The organism is Micromonospora sp. CNZ322, from assembly GCF_007827755.1.
In genome coordinates, this window is sequence record NZ_VITD01000008.1 from 294466 (window position 1) to 312209 (window position 17744).

Sequence of the window (17744 nt, forward strand, 5' to 3'; positions counted from 1 at the left end):
GCCGATCGAGGCCGGGAACGCCGAGGCGCGAGTGCTCAGACCGCGTCGACGGCGACCGGGGCGGTGATCAGGCCGACGTTGTGCGCCCGCAACTGCCAGCCGCGGACGTCGTCGTGGCGCAGCTCGGTCCAGTGGCAGTTGGCCAGCGAACCGATGGTGCGCAGCACGGCAGTGTCCCAACCAAGCAGGTGACCGATGCCCTGCCGGGAGCCGCCACCGTGAGTGGCGATCACCACGGTGCCGCCCGGGGCCGCATCGGCTGCCTCCTGTAGCGCGGCACCGACCCGCTCACCGAGGTCGTGCAGGGGCTCCAGATCCGCGCCCGGGTCGGGGTCGCCGGCCCGCCAGCGCGCGTACTCCTCGGGGAAACGCTCGGCGACCTCGGTGAGGTGCAGACCCTGCCACTGGCCGAAGTGCCGCTCGCGCAGCCGGGCGTCGGTGCGTACCGGTAGACCCGTCAGCGCGGCGAGCGCGGCGGCGGTGTCGGCGGCGCGGCTCAGGTCGCTGGCCACGATGGCGTCGGGCCGCAGCCCCGCGAGAAGCGGGGCGGCGGCGCGGGCCTGGTCGCGGCCAAGCTCGTTGAGGGGTACGTCGGTCTGCCCCTGGACGCGGTTGGCGGCGTTCCAGTCGGTGTTGCCGTGCCGCCAGACGATCAGTCGGGTCATTCGGCGGTGGCGGACCCGCTGGCGTCGGCCTCGACCAGGTCGCGATCGACGAACGGGATGGTGGGGCAGTCCTTCCAGAGGCGGTCGAGCCCGTAGAACTCGCGCTCCTCGGTGTGCTGGACGTGCACCACGATGTCGACGTAGTCGAGCAGCACCCAGCGGCCACCACGCTCGCCCTCGCGCCGCACCGGCTTCGCCTTCTCCGGCAGCTCCAGCAGGCTCTCCTCGATGGCGTCGACGATGGCCAGCACCTGGCGCTCGTTGGGGGCAGCGGCGAGCACGAACGCGTCGGTGATGGCGAGCTGGTCGCCGACGTCGATGATCGTGATGTCCTGCGCCTTCTTGTCGGCGGCGGCCTGGGCGGCCGCGATAGCCAGCTCGTGAGCGCGTTCGGAAATCGTCACCGTTCTCCTTTGATCAAGCGTGCGATCCTCCAAGCGTCTCATACCCGGCGGCACCCCGATCGTCCAGTTCTGGTCGGTTAGTGCCACGAACCTGGGCATAACGGGTGCGCTCAGTGCTGATAGAGGCTCCGCTTGGCGATGTACTGCACCACACCGTCGGGCACCAGGTACCAGACCGGCTCGCCTCTGGCGACCCGAGCACGACAATCGGTCGACGAGATGGACATCGCGGGCACCTGGATCAGGCTGACAGTATCCGCCGGAAGGTGCTTGTCGCTCAGCGGGAAACCGGGTCGGGTCACGCCGATGAAATGGGCCAGCTCGAAGATCTCGTCCAGGTCCTTCCAGGACAGGATGCGTTGCAGAGCGTCCGCGCCGGTGATGAAGAACAACTGCACCTTCGGGCCGTACTCGGCGTGCAGGTCACGCAGTGTGTCGACGGTGTAGGTCGGCCCGCTGCGGTCGATGTCGACCCGGCTGACCTGGAAGCGAGGGTTGGAGGCGGTGGCGATCACGGTCATCAGGTACCGGTCCTCGGCCGGGCTGACCGGCTCGTCGGCCTTCTGCCAGGGCTGCCCGGTGGGCACGAAGACCACCTCGTCCAGGCCGAACCGGTCCGCTACCTCGCTGGCCGCGACGAGGTGCCCGTGGTGGATCGGGTCGAAGGTGCCACCCATGATCCCGATCCGCCGGATATCTTCCTCCACCCAATGATCGTAGGCCGGGGGTCATGGCCGACCGTTCGGGCCCGGCACCGCCGTACGTCACCCCACTCCGGCCGTGCCCCAGAGCGCCGCGACCACAGCAACGTCCCGCGATGGATCGACCCGGCCCGGCGCGGTGATCAACTCAACTGCCGGGCCCTGATCGACTCGACTTCCTGAAAGTCGGCCCTTCCGGGAGCCCCGGACACCGCGAGTTCATGAAAGCCGAGTCGATCAAGGGAGGGGCGCCGCACGCAGGGCGACGCAGGGGTCGGACGCCGCATGCGCCGCCGCCCGCAGAGCGCCGCACGTAGGGGTCGCAGCATTCCGACCGTCGGCGTATATTCGTTGACGAGTAACCGTCGACGAGCGAGGGGGTCATCGTGCCGAAGCGGCGCAAGGTCGGCAATCTGCTGGCGCTGGCCGTGCTGTCCGCCCTGGTCCAGCGGCCGATGCACCCGTACGAGATCGCCACCGCACTGCGTGCCTGGGGCAAGGACCAGGACATGGAGTTCAAGTGGGGGTCCTTCTACACGGTGATCGGCAACCTGGACAAACACCACCTGATCGAGGCGGTCGAGAGCGTGCGCGAGGGCCGACGCCCGGAACGCACCGTCTACCGGATCACCGACGCGGGGCGGGCGGAGCTGGTCGACTGGGCCCGCGAGTTGGTCTCCACCCCGATGGCGGAGCATCCCCGTTTCCGGGCCGGGTTGTCCGTGCTCGCCGCGCTGCACCCGGACGAGGCCACCGCCCTGCTGCGGCAACGGCTCGATCTGCTGGAGGCCGCGATCCGCCAGGACCGCGAAGCGCTCGACGCGCACCTGCGGGAGATCCCGCGACTGTTCCTGGTCGAGTCGGAGTACGACCTCGCCATACGCGACGCGGAGGCGGCCTGGCTGCGGGCGCTGCTCGCCGAGCTGACCTCGGGCAGCTACCCGGGGTTGGACACCTGGCGGACCTTCCACGAGACCGGCGAGATGCCGGCCGAGCTGACCGAGTTGGCCGAGAAAAGCAGCACCCCGAAGGCCAACCCCGACACCCCAACCACCCACACCACGGAGGCAAGCACCGACAGCTCCGACAGCAGCAGCCGGAGAGCCGACACCACCGGCTGAAGAGCGGCCCCGGCGAGGTGCGCCAACACCTCACCGGGGCCCTGACCCCGAACCGACACCTGGGAAGGCACCCGGCCCGAAGCGGCAACCACGAGGATAACCGGGCTCCCTCTCAGGTCCGCGCGCACGCGCAGAGACCACACCAGGTCCGCGCGCACGCGCGCCAACGACCACACCCAGGGAGAGAGCATGACCACGGTACGAACCGCGATCGTCATCGGCGGTGGCATCGCCGGGCCGGTGACAGCGCTCGCGCTGCGCCGCGCCGGCATCACCGCAACCGTCTACGAGGCGTACCCGACCACGGCCAGCGGCATCGGCGGCACCCTCGCCCTCGCGCCCAACGGCGTGGCGGCTCTGCGTACGGTCGGCGCGCACGAGGCGGTGACGGCGATCGCCACACCGATCGACCGCAGCGCTCTGGCCGTCGGCCGCCGCCGCATCGACATGCCCACGCTGACCGGGGTGCCACCGCTGCACGTGGTGCACCGGGCCGAGCTGTACCAGGTGCTGCACGACCAGGCATTCGCCGAGGGCGTGCCGTTCGCGTACGGCAAGCGGCTGGTCGATGCCGAGCAGACCGGCGACGGCGTGACCGCACGTTTCGAGGACGGCAGCACGGCGACCGCGGACATCCTGGTCGGCGCGGACGGGATCCGCTCCACGGTCCGGGGTCTCATCGACCCGGCCGCGCCCGGTCCCCGGTTCACCGGGCTGCTCGGCGTCGAGGCGGTCGCCCGCCACGAGGTGGACGCCGAGCCGGGCACGATGACGTTCGCGTTCGGTCGGCGCGGCTACTACCTGTACTGGCCGGAGCCCGGCGGCGGCACCCGCTGGGGGGCCAACCTGCCGCAGCAGCGTCCGATGAGCCTCGTCGAGGCCCGGGCGGTGCCGCCGGAGCAGTGGCTGGACACGCTGCGCGCCACCTACGGCGACGACGACCCGGGCCGGGAGTTGGTAGCGACCAGCAACGCCGACGACCTCCAGGTGGTCGGGTCATTGCAGATCATGCCGCCCGTGCCGCACTGGTATCGGGGCCGGATGGTGCTGGTCGGCGACGCGGCGCACGCGCCGTCGAACAGTTCGGGGCAGGGTGCGTCGTTGGCCATCGAGAGCGCTGTGCAACTCGCCCGCTGCCTGCGCGACCTGCCGGACGTCGAGGCGGCGTTCGCCGCGTACGTGCGGCTGCGTCGTACCCGGGTGGAGAAGGTCGCGGCCCGCGCGGCCCGGATCAACCACGCGAAGGCCCCCGGTGCGGTCGCGCGGACGCTGATGCCGTTGCTGATGCCGCTGATGGTGCGCACGGTGCTGGACCCGGAGAAGACCGTCGCCGACGAGCAGCGCTACGTCATCGACTGGGACGCGCCGGTCACGGCGGAGCCCGCCCTGCGCTGAGCTGTGGCTGCGGGGTGGCCGGCCAGCCACCCCGCAGCGGCTCGCCCGCGCCGGGTCAGCCCTCGCCGGCCACCCCACGGCGTCAGCCCGCGCTGCTCAGCGGTCAGGCCGAGGCGGCGGCCACCGCCGTCCGGGCGACCAGCGCGCGACGCAGGTCGTCGTCGGCGTCGGTCACCACCCGGCGCAGGCCGGGGGTCAGGTCGTCGCGGGCCAGCAGGGCCGCGGCCGCCTCCCGGGTGGGCTGCGCCACGGCGTAGCGGGGGAACGCCAGGGCGGCCACCCGGTCGGCCGTCCAGGGGGTACGCCGGTGCGCGGCGGCCGGCATCTCCGCGAAGTACCGATCGACGTACGCGGCGGTCAGATCGGCCTGCTCGGGTTGCCAGAACCCCTCGGCGATCGCCTCCAGCAGCCGACCGGACAGCTCGGTGTCACCCACGATGATCTCCCAGGTCGCCTGCTTCGTCACCGGGTCGGGCAGGGCCGCCCGGCAGTGGGCGGCCCGTTCCGCGCCAGTGGAGCTGTTGTCGGCGGCGGCCTCGATGGCGATCTCCGCCTCGCCCGCGGCGCCCAGCACCACCAGGCGACGCAGCACCGCCCAGCGCAGCTCCGCGTCGACCTTCAGACCGGGCGGCACATCGCGGCCGGCGAGCCAACCGACGAGCAGATCGGCGTCGGTGGTCGCGGCGATCCAGCCGCGTGCGGCGGCGAGCTGCAACGATTCCCCGGCCGGCGCGCCGTCGAGCAGCCGCTGGCATGCGTCCGCGACCCTGGCCAGCGCCGTGGAGCGGGTCAGCGGGTCGAGGTAGCGGTCGACCAGGGACCGGCTGAGTGTCAGCACGTCCTCCGCGATGATCACCTCGGTCTCGGTGGGCAGCGCGACGGCCATCAGGTCGACCAGGCCGGTGACCGGACGCTCGCCGTCGGTCACCGCGTCCAGTGCCTCGCGCCAGAGCACAGCTCGTGCCAGCGGGTCGGTCAGACCGGGCAGCACCTGCGGGACGGCGTCCGCCGACGCCGGGTCGAGGCGTACCTTCGCGAAGGTGAGGTCACCGTCGTTGAGCAGCAACAACCGGGCCGCCGGCTCGCCGGTCAACGCACCGAGCAGGGTGCGGCCTCCGTCGGCGTTCGGGTCGATGTCCACCTCGTCGCGTCGCCCGGTGCCGTCCATCGAGTAGCGGCCCACGCCGATCCGGTGTGGGCGCAGCACCGGGTACGACTCGGGCGCGGTCTGCACCACTGCCACCTCGGTGTAGCGGCCGTCGGCGTCGACGGCGACCTCGGCACGCAGCGTGTTGACCTGCGGGCGGCGCAACCACAGCTCGGCCCAGTCGGACAGGTCCCGCCCGCTGCTGGCGGAGAGGCTGGCCAGCAGGTCGGCGAGGGTGGCGTTGCCGAAGCGGTGTGCGGCGAAGTGCGCGTTCAGGCCGGCGAGGAATGCCTCGTCGCCGAGCCACGCGACCAGCTGCCGCAGCACGCTGGCGCCCTTGGCGTACGAGATGCCGTCGAAGTTGAGCAGGCCCGCCTCGGCGTCGACGACCTCCTGGGGAGCGATCGGGTGGGTGGAGGGCCGCTGGTCGGCGGCGTAACCCCAGGCCTTGCGCCGCATGGCGAAGGTGGTCCAGGCCTGATCGAAGCGGGTCGCCTCGGCGGTGACCCGGGTGCCGAGGTACTCGGCGAAGGACTCGTTCAACCACAGGTCGTCCCACCAGCGCATGGTGACCAGGTCACCAAACCACATGTGGGCCATCTCGTGGGCGATGGTGCCGGCCCGCTGCTCGCGCTGGGTGTCGGTGACCGCCGAACGGAACACGTAGTCGTCGCGGAAGGTGACCAGGCCCGGGTTCTCCATCGCGCCGGCGTTGAACTCGGGCACGAACGCCTGGTCGTACTTGCCGAACGGGTAGCGTTCGGTGAAGAGCTGGTGGAACCGGTCCAGGCACTGCCGGGTGATGGTGAAGATTTCCTCGGCGTCGGCGTCCAGGTGCTCGGCGAGCGACCGACGGCAGTAGATGCCCAGCGGTACGCCGTCGTGCTCGGCCCGCCGGACGTGGTACGGCCCGGCGATCAGCGAGAAGAAGTACGTGGCCAGGGGCTCGCTCGGGGCGAACTCCCAGCGCCCGGGTGCCGGGTTGGCGGCCAGCTCGGCGTTGCCTGCGACGATCCACTGCGGCGGCGCGGTGACCGAGAGCGTGAACGGGGCCTTGAGGTCGGGCTGATCGAAGGCGGCGAAGATGCGCGGCGCGTTGTCGAGGAAGGACTGGGCGTAGAGGTAGGTCTCGCCGTCGGCCGGGTCGACGAAACGGTGCATCCCCTCCCCTGTCCTGGAGTACGCCATCTCGGCCTCGACGACGAGCGTGTTCTCATCGGCCAGGTCGTCGAGCGGCAGCCGGTTGTCGGTGAGCAGGCCGGGGTCCAGGTCGCTGTCGTTGAGGCGTACACCGCGCAGTTTGGCGGGCTTGACCTCGACGAAGGTCGCGGCGCCGGCGGTGGCTCGGAACCGGATCTGGACGCGGGAGCGGAACAGGTCGCCGTCACCGGTCAGGTCCAGGTCCACCTGATAGGACTCGACGGTAATCGCCGCGCCACGCGCGGTCGCCTCTACACGGGTCAGGCTCGGCATCCGCTTATCCTGCCCGATGGGGATCGGCACCCGGTCACCACACGACCCTCGGCACTGGAGGAAAGAACCATGGCGCAGCACCCCAAGGGCGACTTCGACCTCTCTCGGGCGGTCTGGCAGCGGGCCGAGGGGGACACCTCCGACAGCGCCGTCGAGGTCGCCTTCGTCGACGATCTGATCGGGATGCGCAACTCGGCCGAGCCGGACGGGCCGGTGCTGGTCTTCACCCAGGCCGAGTGGGACGCCTTCGTGGCCGGCGCGCAGGACGGCGAGTTCGACCTGGACTGACAGTGCCCGAAGACCCGTCGGTGGTGGATCGCCGTGCCGGTGCCCGTGGTCGGGGCACCGGCACGGCCACGCTGGCGGGTCGGCCGGCGCACCCCCGGATCGGCCACCCGGGGCTGGTGGTCAACCATGGCCGGGGCCGTCGCCGTCGCCCCAGCCGAGGCCACCCGGGCCCGGGGCGTGGTGGAAGCCCGGATGGTCGGCCACGTCGACGCAGCGTTCGCCGTCCGGGCCGACCGCGCCGCAGAACAGCCGCTCGGCCCGCTGCCAGGCATCCGCCGGTGACAGGGCCGCCGCACCGAGTGCCACCTCCGAGCGGAGCAGGCTCAGCGCCTCCGCGTACGCCACGGCCAGCTCGCGGGCCTCGGCCGGGCCGGGCGCGGTGAAGCCCAGGTGCATTGTGAAGAACCGGTGCGGACGGGTGGGCCGCCGCGGCGGCCCGATCAGTGACCGCCCGTCGCGGCCTCCGCCGAGTGCCCCGGCCGCTCGCCGCTGCCGCCAGCGCGGTGATGTGTTGTCGCGCATTCCGCCCTCCCCGTGCTCGTCCCCACCAGCAGCAAACCAGGTTCCGCCGCCCCTGGGAGGGGCCAGCCGGGCGGGGTTCAGCGGCGTGGACGGGGGTAAGCGCACCAGCAAACGGCGACCAGCCGCACCTGCGCGTGAGGAGACCCGATGGCGACCATGCCGGCCGACCGCAGCCCGGACAGCACCCTCGCGCTGCTCCGCGCCGGTTACCGGTTCATCGGCGAGCGCTGCGAGCGGTACGGCAGCGACGTCTTCAAGACCCGGATCCTGCTCGCCCCGACCATCTGCCTGCGCGGCCGGCCGGCGGCGGAGCTGTTCTACGACAATGACCGCTTCCAACGCGCCACCGCGATGCCGCTGCGGGTGCAGCGAACCCTGACCGGGCGGGGCGGGGTGCAGGGGCTGGACGGGCCGGAGCACTCCGACCGCAAGGCCATGTTCATGTCGATCATGACGCCGGCGGCGATCCAGCGGCTCGGCCAGCTCTTCGACGACGAGTGGCGGACCCGGGTCGCGGCCTGGGAGGGCGCCGGACCGGTGTCGCTCTACGACGAGCTGGGCCGAATGCTGACCCGGGTGGTCTGTGCCTGGGCCGGGGTGCCGCTGCCCGCGTCACAGGTCGAGCGCCGCGCCGTCGAGCTGCACGCCATGATCGAGGCTCCGGCCGTGCTGGGACCCCGGCACTGGAGGGGACGGGTGGCCCGGTACCGCGCCGAGCACTGGCTCGCCGACCTCATCGAACGGACCCGGGTCGGTTTCGCCCCGGCGCCGGCCGGCACCGCCCTGGCCGTGATCGCCGAACACCGGGACGGGCGCGGCAACCTCCTCCCCCGGCGGATCGCGGCGGTGGAGCTGCTCAACGTGCTGCGCCCGGTGGTCGCCGTCGACCAGTACATGACCTTCGCCGCGCTCGCCCTGCACGACCATCCGGCCTGGCGGGAACGGGTCCGCGACGACGAGGCCACCGAGCAGTTCGTCCAGGAAGTACGCCGCTACTACCCGTTCTTTCCGATCGCGGCGGCCCGGGTCCGGCGGTCCTTCGACTGGCAGGGCCACCACTTTCCGCGCGGCCGGCGGGTGCTGCTCGACCTCTACGGCACCAACCACCACCCGACGCTCTGGCCGCAACCGGAGCTGTTTCGCCCGGAGCGGTTCGCCGGCCGCCGGGTGGACCCGTTCGAACTGATCCCACAGGGGGGCGGCGACCACTGGGCCGGGCACCGCTGCGCCGGCGAGTGGATCACCATCGACCTGATGAAGCGGGCGGTCACCAACCTCGTCACCACCATGCGCTACGACGTCCCCGTCCAGAACCTGGCCCTGGATCTGCACCGGATGCCCGCGCTGCCGCCCCTCGGGCTGACAATCACCAACGTCCGCCGCGCCGGCTGACCCGCCCCGCCGATCGCAGCGACCGGCGAGGCGGGTACGCCCAGCCGTCAGGGATGCAGAACGCTGCGCAGACAGCCGTCCTCCTTCTTCTCGAACAGCTCGTACCCCTGGGCGCCCTGCTCCAGGGAGAGCGGGTGGGTGGCCAGATAACCAGGGTCGATCTCGCCGGCGGCGAGCCGGTCAAGCAACATCGGAATGTAGCGCTGCGCGTGCATCTGCCCCATCCGCAGCACCAGGGCCTTGTTCATGGCCGCGCCAAGCGGAAACTTGTCGACCAGGCCGGCGTACACACCGACGATGCTCACCGTGCCGCCCTTGCGGCAGGCCATGATCGCCTGGCGGACCGAGGTCGGGCGGTCGGTCTGCAACCGCGCCGCCTGCTTCACCCGGTCGTACGCGTAGGTCGGTCCGACGTCGTGCGACTCCATTCCGACGGCCTCGATGCAGGCGTCCGGCCCGCGCCCGGCGGTCAGCTCACGCAGCGCCTCCAGCACGTCGGTCTCCGCGTAGTTGATCGTCTCGACCCCGATCCGTTCGGTGGCGGTCCTGAGCCGATCCGGGAATCGGTCGATCATGATGACCCGCTCGGCACCCAGGAGTTGCGCCGAACGGGCCGCCATCTGACCGACGCCACCGGCACCCCAGACGGCCACCACCTCGCCACCGGTGAGCCCGCAGAAGTCCGCCGCCATCCACCCGGTGGGCATCGCGTCGGAGGCGAACACCACCGAGTCGTCCGGCACCCCGTCGGGTACGGCGAAGGCGCCGATGTCGCCGAACGGCACCCGGATGTACTCGGCGTGTGATCCCGAGTAGCCGCCGGCAGCGTGCGAGTAGCCCAGGATGCCGGCCGGCGAGTGCCCCCACAGCTTCTCGGTGAACACCGGTTGCGGATTGGAGTTGTCGCAGAGCGAGTACTGCTCGGTCCGGCAGAACCAACAGCCACCGCAGGCGACCACCGACCCCACCACCACCCGGTCGCCGACCCGGTGCCGCCGTACGCCGGGCCCGGTCTCCACCACCTCGCCCATGAACTCGTGGCCGAGGATGTCCCCCTCCCGCATCGCCGGCAGGTACCCGTTGATCAGGTGCAGGTCGGAGCCGCAGACGCTGCTGGCCCGGACGCGGACGATGATGTCCCCCTCGGCGCGGATCTGGGGCTCCGGGACGTCCCGGACGGCCAGCTTGCCGACGCCTTCCCAGCAGAGCGCCCTCACGCCCGTCCTCCCGTCATCAGCTTCTCCCGCACCTTGTCGGTCGCCTTCCCCTGGGCGGGGCTCCGGCCGGAAGGGTCTTCCCGGGTGTCCACCACCTGGCCACACTCGATCAGCGCCTTCACCCGCCGCAGCGCGTCCCGCAGCGCCAGGTCCGGCTCGTCGCCGCTGACCAGGCCAGCCAACCGACGCACCGGACCGGAGCGGTAGCGCAGCTCGGCCCGGATCTCCGTGCCCCGGCCCTGGGGTGCTTCGGTCAGCTCGATCCGTCCCAGCTGCGGCATCTGCCCGTCCTCGACCCGCCACATCAGGGTGCCCGTCCCCTCGACGGTGATCTCGGCCTGCCACTGCGTCTCACCGCCGGCCCGGTCGCGGGCCACGCACCGCCAACGCCGCTCGTCGAGCTGCTGCAACGTGGCCCACCCGGCCAGCGCGCGGTCCAGCCGTTCGCGGTCGGTCCAGAAGCCGATCACCTCGTCCCGGGACCGATCCACTGTCACCCCGCGACGCACCACGTACCAACCGTCCTGTCGCTCCGGCTGATGCCGATGCCGACGGCGGGCCACCGCCCGCCCCACGCCGACCGCCGTCGCCGCGGTGACGCCGAGCAGCGCCCACCTGGTTCCGTTGTTGGTCATCACGTCTCTCTCCTCCACCCGGACAACCGGGCATGGACAGCTCTTAGGGCAGCGCTACCCGGGGTCCGGCAGTCGAAACGACCAGCTGTTTGATCGACGGAAATGCGGGCAGATGCTGCTCAACACCGACCGCGACCCTGTCCGCCACGGAGTTGCCATGTCCTCGTTCAGCCCTACTGAAGACGCCACCCGCCGGTGGGAGGTCGCGCCCGAGGGCGCCGGCACGTCGCCGGTCCGGCTACCGATGACGTACGTGCTGCCGCTGCGCTGGCACAGCGACAGCGGCCTGGCCGAGCTGACCGACTACCTGCGCTGGCTCGGTCACCGGGTGGAGGTGCTTGTGGTCGACGGCTCACCTCCGGACATCTTCGCCCGGCACGCCGAGGCGTGGCGGGGGTTGGTCCGGCACCTCCCACCGGATCCGAGTGAGCGTGGGCTCAACGGCAAGGTGCTGGGCGTACACACCGGCGTCCGCGCCGCCGGCCACGAGCACGTGGTGATCGCCGATGACGACGTCCGGTACGACGGTTCCGCGCTGAGCGCGGTACACCGGCTGCTGGGCCGGGCCGACCTGGTACGACCGCAGAACTACTTCCACCCGCTGCCCTGGCACGCCTGGTGGGACACCGGCCGCACGCTGCTCAACCGGGCGCTCGGGGCGGACTACCCGGGCACCCTTGCCGTGCGGCGCAGCACCTTCCTCGCGATGGGCGGGTACGACCCGGACGTGCTCTTCGAGAACCTGGAGCTGATCCGCACGGTGCGCGGGTACGGCGGCACCGAGGCCGCCCCGGCCTGGCTGTACGTCCGCCGACTGCCTCCGGAAGCCGCGCATTTCCGTGGTCAACGGGTCCGTCAGGCGTACGACGATCTGGCTCAGCCGGCTCGCCTGCTGATCGCGCTCGCGGTGCTGCCGGCGCTGGCGGCGGCGGTCGCGTCGCGCCGCCCCAGGCTGCTGCTCGGCGCGGCGGCCGGGGTCGTCGCCCTGGCCGAGACGGGTCGGCGCCGCGCCGGCGGCACCCGGGTGTTTCCGCCGGCCACGGCACTGGCAGCCCCACTCTGGCTGCTGGAACGCGGTGTGTGCGGCTGGCTGGCGGTCACCCAACGCCTCCTGCTGGGCGGTGTCCGCTACGGCGACACCCGAATCCGCCGAGCAGCCAACCCCGCCCCGCGCAACCCACGCCTCCCCGCGATCTTGCACTTCCGGTTGGGACGAAACCGCCGGTAGACCCGCAGAACTCCAGCCGAGTACCGCAAGATCGGCGCTGACCCCAACGCGACAGCTCGCGGCCACCAGAGGGTGACCGCGAGCTGTCGCGCTGGTTGGGTGTGGGGTCAGGGGGTGGCGTGGTCCTTGACCTGGTGGGCGGCGGACTTCGTGTCGTCCTTGACCGCGTGCACGGCGTCCTGAGCGGTGGACTTCACCGACTCGGCGGCCTGCTGGGCCGGCTCGCGCAGCTCGCTGGCCACCTCGCCCAGCTTCTCCTTCACGGCCCCGCTGTGCTCGCTGACCTTGGCCTTCACCTGGGTGGCGGCCTGCTGCTCGCGGCGGGAGGCCGGGATCAGTGACGAGGCCAACCAGCCGACCCCGAACGCGATCAGGCCGGCGGCGAGAGGGTTGCCCTGGGACTTCTGCCGGATCACCCGCGGCGCGCTCTGCGCGGCGTCGCTGACAGTGGTCGCCGCCGAGTGCGCGGCGTCGCTGACGCTGGAGGCCGCCGACGAGGCGCGGTCACCCACCGAGTGGGCGGCCTGGCCGGTGCCATGGCCGAGGTCAGACGCGGTTCCCATGACCTTGTCCCTCACATTCTGCAGAGCGGAACGGGCCCGCTGCTTACGGTCGTCGACGATGCGGCTCGGGCTGACCTTGTACGCCAGCGCATCCACATCGGAGCTGAGGCTGTTACGGGTGGCTTCGATCTCCCGGCGGATCTGATCGGGATCGGTGCTCATCGGGTGACTCCCTCCGGGTGCGGCTTGAGCGCGTCGGGGATCCGCTGCACGCTGTCGTTGGTCTGCTGGAGGCCGCGTACGTGCTGGGCGTTCTTCTTGGCCTTTGAGTAGAGGACCGCGGCGACCACGGCCCAGATCACAGCCACGATCAGCGCGGCCAGGCCGGAGTCCATGACGTTGTCCAGGAACTGCCAGATGGCGATGGACACGAAGAGGGCCACCATGTAGCCGCCGAAGCCGGCACCGCCGAAGAGGCCGGCGGCCTTACCGGCCTTCTTGCCCTCCTGGCGGATCTCGGCCTTGGCCAGCTCAACCTCCTGACGCATCAGCGTCGACAGGTCCGTGGTGACCTGACGCATCAGGTCACCCAGCGAGCTGCCCTTCACCTCCGACGCGGTGTGCGGGGCACCCGCGTCGGGGTGGTAACCGGAGTCCAGTCCGGACCCCTGCGTCGGCATGCTCATGCCGTCGCCTCCCTTCGGATGACTCGGCGGCTCACGGGCGAGGGCTACCGCTGGACGGCACGCCCGGCAGCGGGTCGGTCTGGGTCACCGGCGGCAGCGGCTGGCCGGTGCCGGAGTGCTCCGGGTACTCGCCCTGGCCCGGCTCGACGGAGCCGCCGGGCGCCTGGTCGGCGTAGGTACCGGGCGTCTGGTCGGTGTAGCCACCGGACGTCGGCGGGGTGTGCGTACCGGGGGTCGGGTCGAGGTAGCCGCCCGGTGGAACGGCGTCCGGCACCGCGCGGGGCGCCGGCGGCTGCGTCGGGATCACGGCGGTCTGCTCCGGGTCGTACGCCCCGGAACCCCGGAAGGTCGAGGAACCGTTGCCCGACTCGTCGCCAGCGGCCGAGATGCCACGGGTCAGTCGGCCGGCCAGCACACCGAGCACCGCCGCGCCGACCAGGAAGGTGCCCGGGTTGCGCCGCGCGTAGTCGCGTACCTCGGTGATCAGGTCGCCGGGCTCGCGCTGCTCAAGCCAACCGGCGACGCCCTGCACCCGGTCGGCGGCCTGGCGGGCCAACTCGGTCACCGGGCCGGCCTGACCACCCTGCTCGGCCATCGAGCGCATCTCGTCGGCCAGCGAACGCAGCCCACCGGCGGCTCGACGCTGCTGCTCACCGGTCTGGCTGGCGAGCTGGCTGCGGGCCTCGCCGTACAGGTTGCGGGCCTGCCGGGCCGCCTCACGGCCGACCTCGGTGCCCTGCTCCTTGGCGGTCTGGGCGACCGCGCCACCAGCCTGCGCGGCCTCCGACCCAACCTGGCGCGCCTGGTCGCGGACACCACCGCCGTTGGTCGACTGCTGCCCGTACGTGGAAGACGTAGGTGAAAGATCGTAAGTCATGATTTCCCTTCCGCTCAGAAAGTCGTAGCGGTTGTGCTGGGGGGATGCGACGCGTTGCCGCCGCCGCTGACCATTCACCTACCCTGCGTTCTGGCTTCCATACCTCTTCGTGCATTTATCTGCGCGGCCCACCGGTTGGTCTTCAAAATGGAGGATCGTCGGGCTGCGTCACGTCGCCGCTGCGGACAGTGAGGTTCGCGAGGCCGGTAGATCCACGGAGGGGGCAGCGATGGCACGAGACGCGCGAGGCGGCCAAGCGGCCGGCCCACGACCCCGGGTCCAGTTGGCCGCGCTGGTAGTGGCCGGGGTCTTCCTGTTGATCGGCGTCCTCGGCTTCATCCCCGGCATCACCACCGAGTACGGCGAGCTGCGGTTCGCCGGGCACCACTCGGACGCCCACCTGCTCGGTCTGTTCCAGGTGTCGATCCTGCACAACGCGGTGCACCTGCTCTTCGGGTTGGTCGGCCTGGTGCTGGCCCGCAGCGTCGCCGGTGCCCGCGTCTTCCTGGCCGCCGGTGGCGCGACCTACCTCGCTCTCTGGCTGTACGGCCTGGCGATCGAGGCGGTCAACCCGGAGGCCGGGGCGAACATCCTGCCGGTCAACGACGCCGACAACTGGCTGCACCTCGCGCTCGGCTTCGGGATGCTCGCGCTCGGGCTGCTGCTGTCGAACCAGGCCGGCACCGGCGGACGCCTGGACAGCCCCGCCGACCGGCAGTGAACTGGACTTTTGTGGTTTCGCGGTCACGCCCGCAGGGGTAAATCGACCGGCGAAGGAGGTGCGACCATGCCTCGTTGGCTACGTGACAACGCCCTGGCCGTCGCCATGCTGGGGGCGTTCCTGGTCTTTCTGGTGTTGCAGAGCGTCTTCGGGTGGCAGACCCACAATGAGGAGCTGACCGAGTTCGGGGCCGCGCCGCTGAGCTGGCCGGCGTACCTGACCAGTGGGCACTTCGCCGAGTCGGTCTTCGAGAACTGGGAGTCCGAGTTCCTCCAGATGGGCGGGTACGTGCTGCTCACCGCGTACCTCGTGCAGCGGGGCTCGGCCGAGTCGAAGCCGATGGACCAGACCGACCGACCAGAGGACGACGAGCGCCGGGCGACCCCGCAGTCACCCTGGCCGGTGCGCGTCGGCGGCCTGCCGCTGGTGATCTACCGGAACAGCCTCTCCCTCGCCCTGCTGCTGATCTTCGCCGGTTCGTTCGTCGGTCACCTGTTCGGTGGCACCGCCGCGTACAACCAGGAGCAGGCGCTCCAGAGCGGGGCGCCGCCGATCGGGGTGTGGGAGTTCCTCGGCACCAGCGACTTCTGGTTCCAGTCCATGCAGAACTGGCAGAGCGAGTTTCTCGCGGTCGGCGCGCTGATCCTGCTGAGCATCGTGCTGCGCCAGCACGCCTCGCCGGAGTCGAAGCCGGTGACCGTCGAGCACGCCAGCACCGGCGCCTGAAACGGGGACGCGGCAGCGGCCACGCGGCCGTCAGGCCGCGACCGGCAACCGCTTGGCGAAACAGACGCTGTACGGGTTGCCCACGTACTCGCCGTAGACCGGGATCCGCTGGTAGCCACACGCGGTGTACAGGGCGACAGCGGCCGGCAGGTAGGTGCCCGTCTCCAGGCAGACGACCGAGTGCCCCTGCCGGAACGCGCACTCCTCCAGCGCGGCGAGCAACTGGCGACCGATCCCCCGCCCCCGGTACGCGGGCCGGACGTACATCCGCTTGACCTCGCCGGTCTCGGCATCGAGCGACTGGAGTCCGCCGCAGCCGACCGCCCGACCGTTCACCACCACCGCCAGGTAGCGGACATCGTCGTGGGGGACGAAGACCTGCCCGTCCAACCCACCATCGGCCTCGCGCAGCTCACGCTGCTGCGCGATGACCAGGGCGGCGATCTCCGGATCGGTGGCAGGCCGGGACTCGATCAGCATCACCCCACGCTAGGACGCGTGGATTTCGGGGAGGTTTCCGGAAATCAACCCCACCACGGACCGCAACGGACTACTCGGCGTCGTCCTCGTCGTCGATGTCGTCGTCGGACGCGTCCGCGCCCAAATCGTCGGCCGAGCGCACCCGGCGAGCCTTCCGGGCGGCGAGCCGATCCGCGGCGGAGGCCCGGTTCGACTTCTCCTCCAGGCGGACGTCGGTGCCCCGGTTGCCGGGTACGAAGTCCACACCGGCGAAGAGTGTCGGCTGCCAGTCGAACTCGCGCGCGCCGATCCGGACCAGGTCACCGGGCTGGGCGCCGGCCTTGGCCAGCTTGTCCTCCACCCCGAGCCGGGCCAGCCGGTCAGCCAGGTAGCCGACCGCCTCGTCGTTGTCGAAGTTGGTCTGCTTGACCCAGCGTTCCGGCCGTACACCGCGCACTGTGAACGAGCCGTCCGCCTCGGCCGTGATGGTGAAGCCGTCGTCGTCCACGGCGATCGGGCGGATCACGATCCGGGTCGGCTCGGCGGGCGGAGCGGCCTTACGCTCTGCGTCGACCAGCTCGGCCATCGCGTAGGTCAGCTCCTTGAGCCCTTCCCGGGTGGCCGCGGAGACCTCGAACACCTGGTAACCGCGCTCCTCCAGGTCGGGGCGCACGATCTCGGCGAGGTCGCGGCCGTCCGGCACGTCGATCTTGTTGATGGCGACCAACCGCGGGCGGTCGGTCAGGCCGCCGTACTGGCTCAGCTCGGCCTCGATGGCGTCGATGTCGGCCACCGGGTCACGGCCGGGCTCCAGGGTCGCCGAGTCGATGACGTGCACCAGCACGGCGCAGCGCTCGATGTGCCGCAGGAACTCCAGGCCCAGGCCCTTACCGGTGGCCGCGCCGGGGATCAGACCCGGCACGTCCGCGACGGTGAAGGTGTGGTTGTCCATCCGGACCACGCCGAGGTTGGGCACCAGGGTGGTGAACGGGTAGTCGGCGATCTTCGGCTTCGCGGCGGAGATCACCGAGATCAGCGACGACTTGCCGGCGGACGGGAAGCCCACCAGGCCCACATCGGCGACGCTCTTCAGCTCCAGCACGATGTCCAGTTGGTCGCCGGGCTCCCCCAGCTCGGCGAAGCCGGGCGCCTTGCGCTTGGCGTTGGCCAGCGAGGCGTTGCCCCGCCCGCCGCGCCCGCCGCGGGCGACCTCGAAGGTCGTGCCGGCGCCGACCATGTCGGCCAGCACGGTGCCGTCGGAGGTCTGCACCACGGTGCCGTTGGGCACCTTGAGCACCAGGTTGTGGCCGTTGGCCCCGTCCCGGTTCGAGCCGGCGCCGCCCTTGCCGTTGTCGGCCTTGACGTGCGGGTGGAAGTGGAAGTCGAGCAGCGTGGTCACCTGCGGGTCGACCACCAGGGACACGCTGCCCCCGTGCCCACCGTTGCCGCCGTCGGGCCCGCCGAAGGGCTTGAACTTCTCGCGGTGGATCGAGGCACAACCGTGCCCGCCATCGCCGGCCTGCAGATGCAGAACGACCCGGTCAACGAACGTTGCCACGGCGTCAATCCTTCCAGCGAGGCTCG

Annotated in this window: 19 protein-coding genes; 7 read left to right on the forward strand and 12 right to left on the reverse strand. The window is 71.4% G+C overall.

Annotated features, from left to right (window positions below; genetic code table 11):
• Nucleotides 1–35: 35 nt before the first annotated feature.
• From FB453_RS20935 to nadD, 3 genes are all read right to left on the reverse strand, one after another.
• A complete protein-coding gene (locus tag FB453_RS20935) occupies nucleotides 36–665 on the reverse strand; it encodes a histidine phosphatase family protein (protein WP_112588308.1) in 630 nt (209 codons plus the stop codon).
• Entirely contained in the window at nucleotides 662–1069 is a 408-nt protein-coding gene (rsfS, locus tag FB453_RS20940; RefSeq protein WP_091409872.1) for a ribosome silencing factor, read from the reverse strand. The genes FB453_RS20935 and rsfS overlap by 4 nt, the downstream gene beginning before the upstream one ends.
• A 110-nt stretch (nucleotides 1070–1179) precedes the next feature.
• Nucleotides 1180–1776 carry a nicotinate-nucleotide adenylyltransferase gene (gene nadD / locus FB453_RS20945; RefSeq protein ID WP_112588310.1) on the reverse strand — a complete coding sequence of 199 codons (597 nt, stop codon included), beginning with the start codon at nucleotides 1774–1776 and terminating at the stop codon, nucleotides 1180–1182.
• Between the two features lie 380 nt (nucleotides 1777–2156).
• On the opposite strand from nadD, the gene FB453_RS20950 reads away from it, so the two are divergent.
• Entirely contained in the window at nucleotides 2157–2891 is a 735-nt protein-coding gene (locus FB453_RS20950) for a PadR family transcriptional regulator (protein WP_145792580.1), read from the forward strand.
• Nucleotides 2892–3080: 189 nt separating this feature from the next.
• A complete protein-coding gene (locus tag FB453_RS20955) occupies nucleotides 3081–4286 on the forward strand; it encodes an FAD-dependent oxidoreductase (RefSeq protein ID WP_145792583.1) in 1206 nt (401 codons plus the stop codon).
• Nucleotides 4287–4389: 103 nt separating this feature from the next.
• On the opposite strand, the gene pepN is transcribed toward FB453_RS20955, so the two are convergent.
• On the reverse strand, nucleotides 4390–6906 hold the full coding sequence (gene pepN, locus FB453_RS20960) for an aminopeptidase N (RefSeq protein WP_145792585.1): 2517 nt from the start codon (nucleotides 6904–6906) through the stop codon (nucleotides 4390–4392).
• A 69-nt stretch (nucleotides 6907–6975) separates the two neighbouring features.
• Here pepN and FB453_RS20965 point away from each other — a divergent pair, with 69 nt between their 5' ends.
• Nucleotides 6976–7194, forward strand: a complete 219-nt coding sequence (locus FB453_RS20965; protein ID WP_030336536.1) for a DUF397 domain-containing protein — start codon at nucleotides 6976–6978, stop codon at nucleotides 7192–7194.
• Between the two features lie 120 nt (nucleotides 7195–7314).
• On the opposite strand, the gene FB453_RS20970 is transcribed toward FB453_RS20965, so the two are convergent.
• The gene (locus tag FB453_RS20970) at nucleotides 7315–7716 is read right to left on the reverse strand and encodes a hypothetical protein (protein ID WP_145792587.1); all 402 of its coding nucleotides are present in this window, start codon (nucleotides 7714–7716) and stop codon (nucleotides 7315–7317) included.
• Nucleotides 7717–7863: 147 nt separating this feature from the next.
• On the opposite strand from FB453_RS20970, the gene FB453_RS20975 reads away from it, so the two are divergent.
• On the forward strand, nucleotides 7864–9108 hold the full coding sequence (locus tag FB453_RS20975; RefSeq protein WP_145792590.1) for a cytochrome P450: 1245 nt from the start codon (nucleotides 7864–7866) through the stop codon (nucleotides 9106–9108).
• A 47-nt stretch (nucleotides 9109–9155) separates the two neighbouring features.
• On the opposite strand, the gene FB453_RS20980 is transcribed toward FB453_RS20975, so the two are convergent.
• Both FB453_RS20980 and FB453_RS20985 read right to left on the reverse strand, forming a co-directional pair.
• Nucleotides 9156–10325, reverse strand: coding sequence for a zinc-dependent alcohol dehydrogenase (locus FB453_RS20980; protein WP_145792592.1), 1170 nt, complete (start codon nucleotides 10323–10325; stop codon nucleotides 9156–9158).
• The gene (locus tag FB453_RS20985) at nucleotides 10322–10960 is read right to left on the reverse strand and encodes an SRPBCC family protein (protein WP_145792595.1); all 639 of its coding nucleotides are present in this window, start codon (nucleotides 10958–10960) and stop codon (nucleotides 10322–10324) included. Before FB453_RS20985 ends, FB453_RS20980 begins: the two co-directional genes overlap by 4 nt.
• A gap of 157 nt (nucleotides 10961–11117) precedes the next feature.
• Between FB453_RS20985 and FB453_RS20990 the strand changes: the two genes are divergently transcribed.
• Nucleotides 11118–12188, forward strand: a complete 1071-nt coding sequence (locus tag FB453_RS20990) for a glycosyltransferase family A protein (protein ID WP_145792597.1) — start codon at nucleotides 11118–11120, stop codon at nucleotides 12186–12188.
• Nucleotides 12189–12295: 107 nt separating this feature from the next.
• On the opposite strand, the gene FB453_RS20995 is transcribed toward FB453_RS20990, so the two are convergent.
• The 3 genes from FB453_RS20995 to FB453_RS21005 are packed head-to-tail and all read right to left on the reverse strand — an operon-like array spanning nucleotide 12296 to nucleotide 14254.
• A complete protein-coding gene (locus tag FB453_RS20995; protein WP_145792599.1) occupies nucleotides 12296–12913 on the reverse strand; it encodes a DUF3618 domain-containing protein in 618 nt (205 codons plus the stop codon).
• Nucleotides 12910–13377, reverse strand: coding sequence for a phage holin family protein (locus tag FB453_RS21000; protein WP_112604330.1), 468 nt, complete (start codon nucleotides 13375–13377; stop codon nucleotides 12910–12912). The genes FB453_RS20995 and FB453_RS21000 overlap by 4 nt, the downstream gene beginning before the upstream one ends.
• Nucleotides 13378–13408: 31 nt before the next feature.
• Nucleotides 13409–14254 carry a hypothetical protein gene (locus FB453_RS21005; RefSeq protein WP_145792602.1) on the reverse strand — a complete coding sequence of 282 codons (846 nt, stop codon included), beginning with the start codon at nucleotides 14252–14254 and terminating at the stop codon, nucleotides 13409–13411.
• Between the two features lie 229 nt (nucleotides 14255–14483).
• Here FB453_RS21005 and FB453_RS21010 point away from each other — a divergent pair, with 229 nt between their 5' ends.
• Both FB453_RS21010 and FB453_RS21015 read left to right on the forward strand, forming a co-directional pair.
• Nucleotides 14484–14975 carry a DUF4383 domain-containing protein gene (locus FB453_RS21010; RefSeq protein ID WP_145792604.1) on the forward strand — a complete coding sequence of 164 codons (492 nt, stop codon included), beginning with the start codon at nucleotides 14484–14486 and terminating at the stop codon, nucleotides 14973–14975.
• A gap of 66 nt (nucleotides 14976–15041) precedes the next feature.
• A complete protein-coding gene (locus FB453_RS21015) occupies nucleotides 15042–15701 on the forward strand; it encodes a DUF6766 family protein (RefSeq protein WP_145792607.1) in 660 nt (219 codons plus the stop codon).
• Between the two features lie 30 nt (nucleotides 15702–15731).
• Here FB453_RS21015 and FB453_RS21020 read toward each other — a convergent pair whose 3' ends face one another.
• A complete protein-coding gene (locus FB453_RS21020) occupies nucleotides 15732–16181 on the reverse strand; it encodes a GNAT family N-acetyltransferase (protein WP_145792609.1) in 450 nt (149 codons plus the stop codon).
• A gap of 70 nt (nucleotides 16182–16251) precedes the next feature.
• Entirely contained in the window at nucleotides 16252–17718 is a 1467-nt protein-coding gene (gene obgE / locus FB453_RS21025) for a GTPase ObgE (protein ID WP_112585995.1), read from the reverse strand.
• Between the last annotated feature and the right edge of the window lie 26 nt (nucleotides 17719–17744).